At 65.7% G+C, this 14,320-nt stretch carries 7 protein-coding genes and 1 other RNA gene; 4 read left to right on the plus strand and 4 right to left on the minus strand.

Annotated elements, in window-relative coordinates; translation table 11 throughout:
• Positions 1-38 precede the first annotated feature (38 nt).
• A complete protein-coding gene (dnaX, locus tag C5F53_RS02055; RefSeq protein ID WP_105259659.1) occupies positions 39-1,997 on the minus strand; it encodes a DNA polymerase III subunit gamma/tau in 1,959 nt (652 codons plus the stop codon).
• A 75-nt stretch (positions 1,998-2,072) separates the two neighbouring features.
• Here dnaX and C5F53_RS02060 point away from each other — a divergent pair, with 75 nt between their 5' ends.
• From C5F53_RS02060 to C5F53_RS02075, 4 genes are all read left to right on the plus strand, one after another.
• Positions 2,073-3,128 (plus strand): PotD/PotF family extracellular solute-binding protein, encoded by a 1,056-nt coding sequence (locus tag C5F53_RS02060; RefSeq protein WP_236635178.1) that lies wholly within the window; start codon positions 2,073-2,075, stop codon positions 3,126-3,128.
• On the plus strand, positions 3,125-4,855 hold the full coding sequence (locus tag C5F53_RS02065) for a GGDEF domain-containing protein (RefSeq protein WP_105259660.1): 1,731 nt from the start codon (positions 3,125-3,127) through the stop codon (positions 4,853-4,855). Before C5F53_RS02060 ends, C5F53_RS02065 begins: the two co-directional genes overlap by 4 nt.
• A 41-nt stretch (positions 4,856-4,896) precedes the next feature.
• Positions 4,897-4,992: signal recognition particle sRNA small type (gene ffs / locus C5F53_RS02070), an RNA gene on the plus strand.
• 39 nt (positions 4,993-5,031) lie between these two features.
• Positions 5,032-6,954: a diguanylate cyclase gene (locus C5F53_RS02075; RefSeq protein ID WP_105259661.1), complete on the plus strand. Its 1,923-nt coding sequence runs from the start codon at positions 5,032-5,034 to the stop codon at positions 6,952-6,954.
• Between the two features lie 73 nt (positions 6,955-7,027).
• On the opposite strand, the gene C5F53_RS02080 is transcribed toward C5F53_RS02075, so the two are convergent.
• Genes C5F53_RS02080 through C5F53_RS02090 form a run of 3 tightly spaced genes read right to left on the minus strand, consistent with a single transcriptional unit; the run spans position 7,028 to position 14,234 of the window.
• Positions 7,028-8,344 carry a TIGR03862 family flavoprotein gene (locus C5F53_RS02080; protein WP_105259662.1) on the minus strand — a complete coding sequence of 439 codons (1,317 nt, stop codon included), beginning with the start codon at positions 8,342-8,344 and terminating at the stop codon, positions 7,028-7,030.
• Complete coding sequence (locus C5F53_RS02085) at positions 8,341-11,694, minus strand: exodeoxyribonuclease V subunit beta (protein ID WP_105259663.1); 3,354 nt, start codon at positions 11,692-11,694, stop codon at positions 8,341-8,343. Before C5F53_RS02085 ends, C5F53_RS02080 begins: the two co-directional genes overlap by 4 nt.
• Positions 11,691-14,234, minus strand: a complete 2,544-nt coding sequence (locus C5F53_RS02090; protein ID WP_236635179.1) for a PD-(D/E)XK nuclease family protein — start codon at positions 14,232-14,234, stop codon at positions 11,691-11,693. Before C5F53_RS02090 ends, C5F53_RS02085 begins: the two co-directional genes overlap by 4 nt.
• Positions 14,235-14,320 lie beyond the last annotated feature (86 nt).

Here is a 14,320-nt window from a genome sequence, read left to right on the forward strand (position 1 = left end):
GATGTCCTTGAGTGAGAAAGAGAAAAAAGGGGCCAGCCCTAAAGGGGCCGGATGGAACCGGGCACGATTTTCGCGCCAAAGTGTTGCACCATGGATTGCACAAACGGGTGGTCGGAGATTATCTTCTCGGCCGCCAGCTGCTTCTCGGCGGATGCGGCTGCGTTGCGCCGACCCGGGCTGTCAGTCACCCGCCCCACCTCGACCGCCAGCTTGACCGGGAAACCTGCCGCGGCCAGTGCCGCAGTCAGCCGGTCCCGTGTCGCGGGCTGGTTCAGCGATTCACGCTCCAACCGCAGCAGCCACTGGTCGGTGTCGCGCGCAATCAGCTGCGACTGCAAGGCCAGTTCACGCACCATGGCGGTAATCGCCTCGGACTGGATCAACTGCTGCACCGTGGCGTGCCAGAAGTCGCCCTCTTCGGTGGGCAATAACACTTGTGGTGCTTGTGTGGCCACTGCATCTGATCGGCTTTCGGCCTGGGTCCGCACCGGAACTGCTACAACTTTAGTAGCTGCTTGCGCAGATACGACGGGGGCTAGAGGCCTATTTTCATCTTCATACAGGTCGGCGGGCTCTTCGTCCTCGTCCGGGCCACTGTCGCGCACCGTCAACACTTGACCGGGGGGAATGTCTGCCGGTTCCTGCACCGCAACGGTGGGGTCAGGCGCTGCGGGTGCGTCCTCCCAAGGCTGCACCACCGGGGCGCGCACCACGGCGGGGGCTGGAACAGGCGCAGCAGGCACGGGGGCCACAACCGGTGCAGGGGCGGCGACAACAGGACGGGCCACAGGCACCGGCGCGGCAGCAGCCACGGGAGCCACTGGGGGTGGCGTGCGAACCGGCGCTGGGGCGTCAGTTAGAGTTTTTTTTTCAGCCAGTGGCGCTGCGCCGGTCTGGGGCTTGAAGGCCAGCAGGCGCAGCAACACCATGGTCAACGCCGCGTATTCGTCGGGCGCCAGGCCCAGGTCGGCACGGCCATGCAGGCAGATGCTGTAGAGCAGCTGGGTTTCATCGGCAGGCAGCAGGCCAGCTAGGCGGGCGGTGTCTGCCGCTTCGGGGTCACTATCGTCGGCAGCGGCCGCAGCACCCATGGCCTGCAGCACCGCCATGCGCTGCAGCACAGTGGACATTTCTTCGAGGGTGGAGGCCGCGCTCAGGCCGTTGTGGCGCAGGGCTTCGGAGGTTTCCACCACAGTCTTGCCGTCGCCCAGCGCCAGCGCCTCAATCAGGCGGAACACGTACGAGCGGTCCACACTGCCCAGCATTTGGCGCACCGTGGCCTCCTGCAACTGGCCGGAGCCAAAAGCAATCGCCTGGTCCGTCAGGCTCAGCGCGTCGCGCATGGAGCCGCGGGCCGCACGGGCCAAGAGGCGCAGGGCCTGCACCTCAGAGCTGACCTGCTCCACTTCCAGTACCTTGGTCAGGTGTTCGCGAATCGTTTCGGGCGCCATGGGCCGCAGGTTGAACTGCAGGCAGCGAGAGAGCACCGTCACAGGCACTTTTTGCGGGTCGGTGGTGGCCAGCACAAATTTCAAATACTCGGGCGGCTCTTCCAGCGTCTTCAGCATGGCGTTGAACGCCGTGTTGGTGAGCATGTGCACTTCGTCGATCATGAAGACTTTGAAGCGCCCTTGCACCGGCTTGTAGACCGCCTGCTCCAACAGGGCCTGCACTTCGTCCACGCCGCGGTTGCTGGCAGCGTCCAGCTCGGTGTAATCGACAAACCGACCGCTATCAATATCAGAGCATGCCTGGCAGACACCGCAAGGGGTAGCGGTGATTCCTCCATTGCCATCGACACCCTGGCAGTTGAGCGACTTGGCCAGAATGCGCGACACGGTGGTCTTGCCCACGCCACGCGTGCCGGTGAAGAGGTAGGCGTGGTGCAGGCGCTGGGTGGTCAGCGCGTTGGTGAGAGCTTGCACCACATGGTCCTGCCCCACCATTTCGGTGAAGTTGCGCGGACGGTATTTGCGGGCGAGCACGAGGTAAGACATGCTCCGATTCTAGTGCGCCGCCCCTGCCAGTCTCAGTTAGACTGGAAGCCCACAAAGACCACTACCCACACCAACGTGCCCACTTTGTTGAGAAGCTGCTTTTTATGGCTGTCTTTTTTGCTGGCGGCTTGCCTGTGGAGCAGCGCAGTACAGGCCGGCGGTACCTTGCGGGTACTGGCTTGGGCGGGTTATGCCGACCCTGACATCGTCAAAACCTTCGAGCAACGCACCGGAGCCAAGGTCGAGGTCAGCTATATCGACACAGACGAGGCCCTGTGGGCGCGTATCTCCAAAAACCAGGCCGGCGACTTCGATGTCTTCGCCGTGAATACGGCCGAACTGCAGCGCTACATCCAGACAGCGCTGGTCGTCCCCATCAATCTGCGCGCCATCACCAACACCCAGCGCCAGCTGCCGCGCTTCCAGGCACTGGCCAAGATTCCCGGCATCGTGCATGGCGAGAAGGTGTTTGCCATCCCCTACACCTACGCCGAAATGGGCTTGATCTATGACCGCAAGCAGATCAAAACACCACCCACCTCCCTCAAGGCGCTGTGGGATCCGCGTTACCAAGGCAAGGTCTTGCTCTACAACGGAGGCTCCCACAGCTTCTCTCTGGCTGCACAGGCCCTGGGCAGCACAACCCCGTTTGCACTGCCGACCGCGCAGTGGGAAGGCGCGGTAGAACAACTGATTGCGCTCAGGCGCAATGCCCTGACCTTCTACACCCAGCTGGACGACTCGGTGCACTGGTTCCAGAGCCGCAAGGCCGCTTTGCTGTTTGCCAACTATGGCTCCCAACAATTCAAGCAGCTCCAGGCCGCAGGCCTGGATGTGGGCTACGCCATCCCCAAGGAGGGGGCGCTGGCCTGGCTGGACTGCTGGGTCATCACCCGCAGCGCCAAAAACCTGGCGCTGGCCGAAGCCTGGATCAACTACACGCTGGAAGACGGCCCCGGCAAGGTGCTGCTGGACCGCCAGGGCCTGGCCAACACCACCGCCCCCTCGCCCTACCTGAGGCCGGAGGACAAACTGATTTGGCTGGAGCCAGTGGAAAACGTGGAACGCAGAAACCAGCTGTGGAACCGTATTGTGTCTGGCGACCGCGCCAGCAAGGTGCTGGCGCCATGAAGTTCGGCATCAGCGCCCGGCTGACCCTGGTGCTGGCCCTGGTGGGCTTGCTGGTGGCGGGTTTTACCGGGTTTTACGCCTTCCATGTCAGCCGCAGCCTGCTGGTCCAGTCCTCGCAAAACGAGCTGTTGCTGTCCACCCAGGTACTGGCGCGCCGCATTGCGCTCACGCGCCAGGAGGTCTCGCGCAACCTCATGGTGCTGGCGTCCCACCCGGCGGCCCAGGCCTCTCTGCAGCCCAGGTCACCCAGTGCCCAGGCGCAAATGGCAACGCTGTTCAAGGTGCTGATGGAGGCCAACCCGGCCTACCTGCAGATCCGCCTGATCAGCGCGCAAGACCACGGCATGGAACGGGTGCGCGTGGACCGTGACAGCGGCACCCTGCAGGAGGTGACCGGTGAGGATTTACAGGAAAAAGGCCACTTTGCCTATGTGTCCGAAACCCTCAAGCTGGCCTACGGCGAGACCTACCTGTCGCCCATCGCCATCAACCATGAGCAGGGCTCCCACGCGAGCCTGGACCGCCCCACCCTGCAACTGGCCACCCCGGTGAGTGACCCCCACGGCCTGGCCCTGGGCTTGTTGGTCATCAACCTGGACCTGGACGGCATGTTTGCCCTGCTCTCGGCCGACCTGCCCAAAGATTTTTCGCTCTACCTGTCCAATCACCGCGGCGACTACCTGATCCACCCCGACAGCAGCAAAACCTTCGGATTTGACAAGGGACGCCGGGTGCTGGTGCAAGACGAATTTCCGCAAACCGAGGCCTTGCTGCGCCAGAACACCGAATACATCCTGCTGCAGGCTGATCAGGGCCTGCATGCCTTTTCGCCCCTGCTGGCCGCGTTCATTGGCCGCCCGGTGCTGGTTAGGGGCGAAGAGAACCACCTGATCTTGGGACTGGCCCGCCCGCTGGAGGGGGTGCTGCAGCAAACCGACCAGCTCGGACGCACCATTGTGCAAATCGTCATTCTGGTGAGCCTGGCCTGCGCCTTGCTGGCCGTGCTGGTCGCGCGTGCGCTCACACGCCCCATCAACAGCATGATTGCGGCGGTGCACCGCTTCTCCAACGACAACAAAGCCTTGCCCCTGCCGGTGGAACGCAGCGACGAAATCGGCACGCTGGCGCGCAGCTTTGCCCGCATGCAGGGCCAGATTCGCAAGCAAATGGACGACCTGCACGACAGCCGCGAAGAGCTCGAACACCTGGCCCAACACGACATGCTGACGGAGCTGCCCAATCGGCGCATGTTCATGGATCGGCTGGCGCAGGCCATTGCCCGGGCCGAGCGTACGGAAGAAGGTTTTGCCCTGCTGTTCATCGACGTAGACAACTTCAAAAACTTCAACGACAGCCTGGGCCACGCCGCTGGCGACGCCGTGCTCAAGACCGTGGCGCAGCGCTTGGCCAGCAACACCCGCAAGGTGGACACCGTGGCCCGCCTGGGTGGCGACGAATTTGTGGTGATGATCGACAACTTCTCGGAACGCAACCTGATCAGCGCATTCACCGAAAAATTGCTGGCCGCCCTCAAAGCGCCCATGGACTTTGAGGGCCACACCCTGTGTGTGGAATTCAGTGTCGGCATCAGCCAGTTCCCTGACGACGGCCACACCGCCGAAGAGGTGATCAACAACGCCGACCGGGCCATGTACCGCACCAAGGCCGGTGGCCGCAATGGCTACCGCTTCACGTCGGATGCCAACACCCAGCCCAACCTGCTCTGAGGCGGTCCGAAACCACCCGCGCTTTGGGTACAATGCAGGCTGACGGGCCTTCCCGCATGGTGAAGCGGCCAACCGGGTCAGGTGGGGAACCAAGCAGCCCTAACTGTGGAGCCAGTGCCGGGGTCAGGCTCGTCAACCCCCATTCCATCCCTTGCCACCCCTGAGGATTTCCGGGAATGACTCTCAACGTGTGTTCCCGTTGGGTTGGTGCAGTGCTGCTGGCATGCGGAGCAGCGGTGGCCGCTTGGGCCGCTACACCGGGTCACACCACCGATTTCCCCCTCATTGCGCTTACGGACACCACGCCCACCCGCATAGAGCTGGGCGCCCATCTGGCCTACCTGGAAGACCCGGATCGCAAACTCTCGCAGGAGCAGGCCAGCGGCCCGCTGCAGACCTGGGTCGGCATGGACCGTACCAGCCCCAACTTCGGCTTTACCGACAAGGCGTACTGGTTCCGCTTCGCACTGGACAACCGCACAGACAAAACCCAGCAGCGCCTGCTGGAGCTGCCCCGAGCCTTCATCGACGACGTGCGCCTGTTCCACCTGCACGACAGCCAGCTGATCACCAAATACGCGCTGGGCGACGAACAGCCCTTTGTGCAACGCGTAGTGCAGCACCAGAACCTGGTGATGCCGCTCACGCTGGCCCCCGGTGTGCACCAGATCTACCTGCGCATGGCCTCCAGCGGCACCATCGAGGCGCCGCTGCGCCTGTGGGAGCCTGCCGCCTTCCAAGCCGCCGCGGCCAAAGAACATTTGCTGGCTGGTGCCGTGCTGGGCATGCTGGTGGTGATGATCGTCTACAACCTGTTCATCTACCTGTCCACGCGCGACATCAACTACCTTTACTACATCGCCTTCGTGGCCAGCTACCTGTTGTTCTGGAGCACGCTGTGGGGCTACACCTTTGCCTATGTGTGGCCCAACGAGATCCGCTGGAACAGCATTGCGGTGCCGGTGTTCATCGCCTCAGCCTGCGTAGCGGCCAGCCTGTTTGCCGACAGCTTTCTCAAGCTGCGCCGCTTCTCGCGCCCGCTGCACTGGGGCGTGCTGGGCCTGGCCTGGGCGAGTGCGCTGCTGCTGGCGGGCAGCTTTGTGCTGCCCTACCAGCTCATCATCCGGGTCAACTCGGCCATGATTCTGGTGGTGTCGGTGGTGGCGCTGGTGTGTGGCTACTGGCGCTGGTGGGCCGGTGCGCGTTTTGCGCGTTTCTACTGCCTGTCTTGGACCTCGGTGTTCGTGGGGGTGAGCGTGTTGACGATTGGTAAGTTCGGCCTGCTGCCGTCCAACTTCTGGATCGATAACGCCTCGCAAATCGGTGTCATGCTGCTGGTGCTGCTGCTGTCCTTCACGCTGGCCGACCGCATCAACACCGACCGTAGCCTGCGCATCAATGCCCAGGCCGTGGCGCTGGCCCATGCACAAAAAGCCCGCGCCTCACAAAAAGCCCTGATCGACTCCACCGCCCAAGCCAACCGCGAGCTGGAAAGCCGCGTGCAGGAACGCACCAACGAGCTGCACGATGCGCTGGAAAAGCTGCAGACCCTGAACGCGCAGCTGCAGCGCCTCTCCAACACTGACAGCCTGACCCAGGTCGGCAACCGTGCCTACTTTGACGAAGCCCTGCAGACCGAACACAAACGCGCCAGCCGCCAGAAGCAGCCGCTGGCCCTGCTGCTGCTGGACATCGACCACTTCAAATCCATCAACGACACCTGGGGCCACCCGGCGGGTGACGCCTGCCTGCGTTACCTGGCCGACTTTCTGCGCCAAAAGGTGCAGCGCGCCGGTGATGTGCTGGCCCGTTACGGCGGTGAAGAGTTTGTGGTGCTGCTGATCAACAGCACCCTGGGCGACGCGCTGGACGTGGCAGAAGAGTTGCGCGCCGACATCGCCAGGCTGGAGATCCCGATCGAGGGCCGCAACCTGCGCATCACGGCCAGCTTTGGGGTGGCCAGCGCGATTCCGGCCAGCCTGACTTCGACCGCTACGCTGGTGGCCGATGCCGACAAGGCCCTGTACGAAGCCAAACACCACGGCCGCAACTGCGTGCGCGCCGCAGTGCCACGTATCAGCACCCGGCAAATCAGCTGATTCGCTACTAATTTAGTAGCTGCTCGCGCTTATTCCACGAGGGCTAGGCGCTGATTTCTTATCAAAACCGGCCTCAGGCCCGCACATAGGCCAAGGCGCCCTGCCCGGCCGCCATCCCACTGGCAAAGCAGGCCTGCAACAGGTAACCGCCCGTGGGCGCCTCCCAGTCCAGCATCTCCCCCGCGCAGAACACGCCAGGCAACTGTTCCAGCATAAGCTGGGGCGTGAGCACCTCAAACAGCACCCCACCGGCCGTGCTGATGGCTTCGTCGATCGGGCGCGCGGCCTGCAGCGGGATGGGCAGGGCCTTGATAGCCGCTGCCAGCTGGGCCGGGTCGTTCATCGCCTCTTTGGACAGGCGCTCATGCAGGATGGCGGACTTGATGCCCTCCAGGTGCAAGCGGCTCTTCAGGTGGCTGGACAGCGAACGGCTGCCGCGCGGGTGGCGTACTTCGGCCAGCACCTTCTCAGCCGGCACATCCGGCAGCAGGTCCAGCGTGAAGCTGGCGCTGCCGTTGCGAATGATCTCGTCGCGCAGCAGACTGGACGCGGCATAGACCAGGCTGCCTTCCACGCCCGTGGCGGTGGCCACGAACTCGCCCTTGCGCTGAAAGCTTTGGCCCTGGGCCGTGGTCACGCCAATGGCCACCGACTTGAACGGCTGACCGGCAAACTTGTCGGCAAAAAACGGGCTCCAGCCACCCTGCACATCAAAACCACAGTTGGCTGGCAACAGCGGTGCCACCGACACGCCGCGCTGGGCCAGGAGCGGCACCCAAGCCCCATTGGATCCCAGGCGTGCCCAGCTGCCACCGCCCAGCGCCAGCACCACCGCGCGCGCCTGCACCTGCTGGGGGCCGCTGGGCGTGTCAAAACATAGCGTTGCACCAGTAGCGCCGGCTCCAGATTCGCCCCAACCGGTCCAGCGGTGGCGCATGTGGAACTGCACGCCGACACCGGGTGCCGTGGGGTTGCGCAGGCGCTGCAGCCAGGCGCGCAGCAGCGGCGCGGCTTTCATGTCTTTGGGAAACACCCGCCCCGAGGAGCCCACAAAAGTCTCAATGCCCAGGCCCTCGGCCCAGGCACGCAAGGCCGTGGCGTCCAGGCCCTGCAGCAGCGTCTCGATCGCGCTGCGGCGTGCGCCATACCGTTCAGCAAAACGGTCCGCCGGGTCCGAGTGCGTGAGGTTGAGTCCGCCCTTGCCGGCCAGCAAAAACTTGCGGCCAATGCTGGGCATGGCGTCAAACAGGTGTGCGGCCACGCCGGCTTCGGCCAGTTGCTGGGCCGCCATGAGGCCGGCCGGGCCACCGCCCACGATGGCCACGTCCACGCTGCGGACCTCGCTGGAGAAAGGCACAGAAGCGGCGGACTGGGAAAGTTCAGAACTCATGCGGGGGTCAATTCAATCAGTTGGCCTTGCGGCGTTAAAAAAGCGGCACGTACGGCCTGCCCGGGGTTGGCCAGGGCGACGGCATCGCGGTAACCCAGCAGCTGGGCGCACAGGGCCGCATCCTGCTGCGGCTGTGCGTTCGATTTGTAGTCCAGCACCCACCAGGCGCCGTTGCGTTGCTGCACCAGGCGGTCCATGCGCAGCAAACGGCCACGCTGGGTGATGGGCACTTCGTTGGCGTGCCAGGCCAGTTGGATGCTGTCCCACACCCAGGCACCCTCGCCATGCAGGATGGCTTGGGCCATCTGCGCCGCGGCCTGCGCCTGCGCAGGGTCCAGCGCAAAGGCCTGTGCCACCCGCGCCAATGCCGTGGGGCCCCAAGTGTAGGGCTGTTGGGCGTAGCCGCCGGGTGCCGATGACACCCACTCCAACAAACGGTGCATGGCCTGGCCCAAGCGGGACTCCAGACTCTCCTCGGTAGATGCAGGCACTGAAGTCGCTATCTTTTCAGGAGCTGCTTGCGCAATATCGACGGGGGCTACAGCCACTTTTGGCACTATTTTTAGGGCATAGGGCGCCAAGGCGTCCTCCCCACCCACCGTCGCATCGCTCTGCGCGACAGATGCTGCAGGCGCCTCTGGCGCGTCCTGCGCCTGGCCTTCCAGCCGGCGCCACCAGCTGCCGGCGTTTTCCCGGTGCGGCGCCAGGCTGGAGATCACCAGCGTGTGTTGGGTACGTGTGAGCGCCACATACAGCGCATTGAGCTCTTCGCGGCTTCGCTCCGCCTGCTCATGCGCCAGCGCGTCCACCACGCAGGCGGGCGGGCGGGACTCGCTGGCCAGGAACACAAAGCGCCGGGGGTGCGGGTCTTCGCCGGGCCAGTCCACCAGTACGCCCATGGTCTCGGTCTTGCCGGCCTCGCCATCGGTGTCCAGCATCAGCACCAGCGGCGCCTCCAGCCCCTTGGCCCCGTGGATGGTGAGCAGGCGCACGGCCTGGGCATTGGCGCGCACTGGTGCGGGGTTGCCCCCGGCCCGCAGCGCGCGCACCAGGCCATAGGCCGTGGTGTAACGCCCGCCGTCCACCTGCAGCGCTGCATTCAACAAGGCCCGCACATTGGCCAACACCCGCTCGCGCTGCGCGGGCGGGCTGGCTGCTGCGTAGCGGGCCAGCACATCGCCGTCGTCATAGATAGCGCTTAGCGCATCGTGTGGAGGCAGTTGCGTCACCCACTGCTGCCAGCGCAGCAGCGTGGGCCCCACGTTGACCAATGCGGGCGGCAGCTCCTGGGCCACGCTGGCCTGCAGGGTCTGCCACCAACTCAGCACCTCGCCCTTGCCAGCCTCGTCCTCGGTGGCCGCCTGCAGCGCCCGCAGGCGCAGCACCAGGGCCACCAGGTCGTCGTCGGACGCGCCAAACACCGGCGACTTGAGCACGCGGGCCAGCGCCAGGTCGTGCCGTGGCGACACCAGCACATCGAGCAGCGCCACCAGGTCCTGCACTTCGGCAAACTCGCCCAGCTCGGCCTTCTCGGGCTGCTGCGCGGGGATGGCCAGCGCCGAGAGTTCCTGCTCCATCAGGGTCAGCCGTTCGCGCTTGCGCGCCAGCACCATGACATCTTTGGCCTGGTAGTGCCCTGCGGCCATCTGCGCCGCCAGCCACTGGGCAGCCTGGCGGCACTCCAGCGTCTTGCGCGTGTCTTCGGCCTCGTGGCGGGGCATGCTCAGCGAGTCGCGCCACACGGCCTCGGGCGGCAGCGCCTCCTTGTCGGCTTTGGGTTCGCGCTCGATGCGCGGCAGCTTGAACACCTGGCCATGTTGGTCGGACGCGGTGCTGTGCGCGCGGAAGTCCTGGTAGGCGCCCTCGTCCTGCGCCTGGCCCATGGTCTGGTTCACCAGCGCAATGATCTCGGGCGCATTGCGCCGCGTGTGGTCGCAGCTCAGCTGGTCGCCGCCCAAGCCATCTGCCACAAAGGCTTTGGCCGCGCGGAACACCTGCGGCTCGGCACGGCGGAAGCGGTAGATGCTTTGTTTGGGGTCGCCCACGATGAACACACTGGGCGCGTTGCCGGCCCCGGCGTAGGAGGACAACCAGCTGTGCAGCGCCTGCCACTGCAGCGGGTTGGTGTCCTGGAATTCATCAATCAGCAAATGCCGCACGCGTGCATCCAGCCGCTCCTGCACCCAGCCGCTGAGCTCGGCGTCCGACAGCAGCACCAGCGCCGTGCGCTCCAGGTCGCCCATGTCCAGCCAGCCGCGCTCGCGCTTGAGGGCGGCATAGTCCTGCAGCAAGCCACGCGCCAGCCGGGCCATGCGCTGCTGGTGCTGCCAAGCTTGGTCTTGCAGTTGGGCCTGCTGTACCTCTTGCAGCAGCGCCTGGACGGCCTGCACGCTTGTCAGGTCCACCAGCTTGTCCGTCAGTTTGCGTGGCCCACCGGTCTTGGTGAACAGGGCGTCCACCACACCGGGCCAGTGCGCATCGGTCAGCGCGCACTCCAGCGCGCTGGCAGCGGTCAGGCAGGTCTTGCCACTGCACTGGCCCAGCGCACGCGCGCTGTCCCACAGCAGGGTTTGCACAGAGGCTTGCGCTAGGCGTTCCTGCGGCGCCTGCAAGCCAGCAAAGGCCGGAAACTGCGTGGCGAAATGCTGCACCGAGGCGTCCACCACGCCCTGCGCATCGGCCAGGTCAAACTCCGTGCGTTTGTTGAGTGCGGCTTCCAATGCCTTGTGGGTCTGGTGGCGGCCATACAGGCGCACGGCGTCCAGGTAGTCGGCCAGCACGGCCGTATCCCCCGCCACGCGGGTCTGAAAACGCCGCCACACCTGCGCCACAGCCACGGCGTCGTTCTCCAGCAGCTCGTACTGCGTGGGCAGGCCCAGGTGGTGCAGCACGCCCAGCGGCGCACTGCCCAGCAGCGCGGCAAACCAGCTGTGGAAGGTGCGGATCTGCACCGGCCGGCCACCCGCCAACAGCTGGGCATGCAGGCCGCGCAGCGTCTGCAACTGAGCGGCATCCACCGGCTGCCGCACACCGCGCAGCTGCAGCTCCTGCTGCAAACGGGCATCGTCCAGGTGGGCAAATTCGCGCAGCCATTCCTGCAAGCGCTGGCGCATTTCGCCCGCCGCTTTTTTGGTGAAGGTGATGGCCAAGATCTCGTGCGGCTGCGTGCCCTCCAGCAGCGCGCGCAGCATGCGCGAGACCAGCATCCAGGTCTTGCCGGCACCCGCACAGGCCTCCACCACCACGCTGCGCCGCGGGTCGCAGGCAATCTCGTAAAAACGCGGGGCTTCGACCAAGCGGCCGTTGTGCTCGTAGGCCGCGTGTTGCGTGGACGAGGGGGTGGGGCTCATGCAGCCTCCCAAAAGTCTTTGCGGCACAGGCCCCGCACCTGGCAGAAGTCGCACACCGTACCCTCGCCCAGCGCCGGCAGTGCGGCGCCCTGCGCAATGCGGGCCATATCGCTCTGCACGCCGTCAATCAGGGCGTCACGCGCCATCACCACCTCTTTTTGTTCATACGCATCGGTGCCGTCGCGCTCGCCCACATTCACATAGGCGGCGCGCAGCGTGTCGTGTGACAAGAGCGCGGCATAGAAGGCCATCTGCGTGTCTTCCAGCGGGTCCTGGATGCGCGTACGGGTCTTGCCCACAGGTTCGGTCTTGTAGTCCAGCAGCATCACCGTGCCATCGGGCAAGGTGTCGGTACGGTCGGTGCGGCCAATCAAGGTGACGGGGCCAATGCGCTGGCGCTGCGGCATCTCACCGCTGGCAAACACGGCGCCTTGCGCCTCGTGCTGGGTCAGCCAGTCCAGGTAGCCATCGCGCACCGCCGGCCAGGCCGCGGCAAACGGCAAAAACTCGCCTTCGGGCAAGGCCATGGCAGCGGTGACCTCGGCGCTGCACCGGTCCAGCAAAGCGCTGCGCGCCGCCAACTCCGCCACCGCTTGCTCTGCCAAGGCCGCATGGAAGGCCTGCAGCACCGCGTGTAGCCAGAGACCAAAGTCGCGTTTGTCCACCTCGGCGTCCAGCTCGTCTACCGCGCGCAGGCCCAGCATGCGCTGGGCAAAAAAGCGGTAGGGGCAGTGGCGCAGGTCTTCGTAGGCACTGGCCGACAGCGTGTGCACCGCCAGCGCAGGGCCGGTGGGCTGGGGCGGCAGGCAGGGCTGGGGCGTGACCATGCGGATGGTGCGCGGGTCATGTCCGTCTGTGAACCCCGTGTCGTTCAAGCGCAACTGCTGTACCAGCGCGCTGGGCTGCAGCGCTTCGCCCGTGTCGTCACTGCTGCGCCAGAGCACATCACAGGCCGGGCTGGCCAGCGCATGGCGCCACACCAGGCGCAACTGGCCCTCCAGCGCTTCACGCGAAGGCAGACCCAACGCCGCACGCTGCGCCGGCGTCCACCCGCCCGCAGGTTCAGGCGACGGGTTGAGCCGCACCTCGTCGCACCCCGCCATCACCACCGCAGCAAAAGGTCGCCCCAGCATCTGACTCAGCGGGAGGATCACCACCTGCTCCTGATCCGGGTAGTCGGGTTGAAAACTCGCGCCCTCCAGCGCCTGGTTGACCCAGCGCGTGAATTCCATCAGGTCCAGCTTCTGCCCGGCCCACAGGGCCTGGCCCAGCAGTTGGCTCCACTGCGCGGCGTCGGCCGGCGTCAGCCGCAACACCACCAGCAGCTTGCTGCCGGCACCATCTTCCTGCAGGCGCGACCACAAACCGGTGCGTTGCAAGGCTTGCTGCAAGGCTGCCAGCCACCCGGCCAGCGGCTTGCGCCCGGCCAGCGCGCTGCGCAGTTGCTCCACCTCGGCACACGCGGCCAGCAGCGCCGGGCTCTTGGCCACGGCGAGACTGGTCGCCACCTGGCGCCAATCGCGCACCTGGTCGCGCCGCACCGCGGCCTCCAGCGCATCGAGCGTACCCAGATACCCCGGCGCCTGCTTCAAGGCGGCCAGCACTGCATCGCTGCTGGCATTCCACTGTGCAGAGCGCAGCAGCGCCATCACACTGGCCCCGGCCTGGCTGGTGGAAAGTTTCCAGCCGTTTTCGTCCCGTACCGCCACACCGGCCATGTCCAACAGAGCGCGTACGCGGCGCGTCAGTGCACGGTCGGCGCTTACCAAAGCCACCGGATAACGGTCGGCTGCGATGTGCTGCAACAGGCAGGCCGCGGTGCGCTGGGCTTCGTCTTCGGCATCCTCACAGGCATGCAAAGCCAGCGCCTCGCTATGAGCGGGCGGCTCGTCCGCCTGGGATTCCGCCAAAGGGAGGCTCACCAGCTTGTCGCCCCAGACCGGGGCTAGCCCGGCCGGCAAAACATCTTGATTGGCGCCCTGCACCAGCACCAGACAGTCCAGCGTCTCGGGCCATTGGATGTCAAACAGGGCATCGCTGATGTAAGAGGACACGGCAGCCCACTCCACCGCCAGGCGTGCCACGCGGGCTTCCCAGGCTAGCGCCTGGCTGTCCATACCCAGGCCGGCATGCACGCGTGCGGTCTGGGCCCAGGTTGCACGTTGCGCCGGCCCGGCCGCCGCGGCCAGGGGTGCGAGCTGGTAGGCGGCTTGCACCAGCAACGGCGCCAGGGCTTCCTGCCCTTGCGCACCGCTACCGGCCAGCAACGCCTGCGCAGTGAGCGTGTCCACGGCGGGGTCCATGCTGATGTCCTGCGCGTCCAGCACTCGCCCGCCCGTAGTGGCCACCCAGTTCTGGGTGGTTTCAAAGCGGGGGGAAAATCCGTCTGGATAGAGCCTTGCCCAGAGCCGGCTGGCCAGGGGCAGCAGTTGGGCATACGGCAGCAAGACCAGGGTGCGCGCCGGATGGGCTTGGCGGGCCTGCAGCTGGGCGTGGATGCGGGGCAACAGGCCCGCGGCATCGGCCAGCCACAGGGCCATGGCGGGGTGTTCTGCCCCATAACTGAAGGCCCTGAGACCCGTGTTGCTATCGCTTTTGGCTATGCTAGCCATAGGCGTAGCGGCAT

Source organism: Rhodoferax sp. TS-BS-61-7, from assembly GCF_002943465.1.
Classification (GTDB): Bacteria; Pseudomonadota; Gammaproteobacteria; order Burkholderiales; family Burkholderiaceae_C; genus Allorhodoferax.

What these genes read in the sequence shown, in the direction of transcription:
- C5F53_RS02090 (WP_236635179.1), bottom strand. Translation starts at nt 14,234, where the DNA reads ATGGCCCTGTGGCTGGCCGATGCCGCGGGCCTGTTGCCCCGCATCCAC.
- C5F53_RS02085 (WP_105259663.1), bottom strand. Translation starts at nt 11,694, where the DNA reads ATGAGCCCCACCCCCTCGTCCACGCAACACGCGGCCTACGAGCACAAC.
- C5F53_RS02080 (WP_105259662.1), bottom strand. Translation starts at nt 8,344, where the DNA reads ATGAGTTCTGAACTTTCCCAGTCCGCCGCTTCTGTGCCTTTCTCCAGC.
- C5F53_RS02065 (WP_105259660.1), top strand. Translation starts at nt 3,125, where the DNA reads ATGAAGTTCGGCATCAGCGCCCGGCTGACCCTGGTGCTGGCCCTGGTG.
- dnaX (WP_105259659.1), bottom strand. Translation starts at nt 1,997, where the DNA reads ATGTCTTACCTCGTGCTCGCCCGCAAATACCGTCCGCGCAACTTCACC.
- C5F53_RS02075 (WP_105259661.1), top strand. Translation starts at nt 5,032, where the DNA reads ATGACTCTCAACGTGTGTTCCCGTTGGGTTGGTGCAGTGCTGCTGGCA.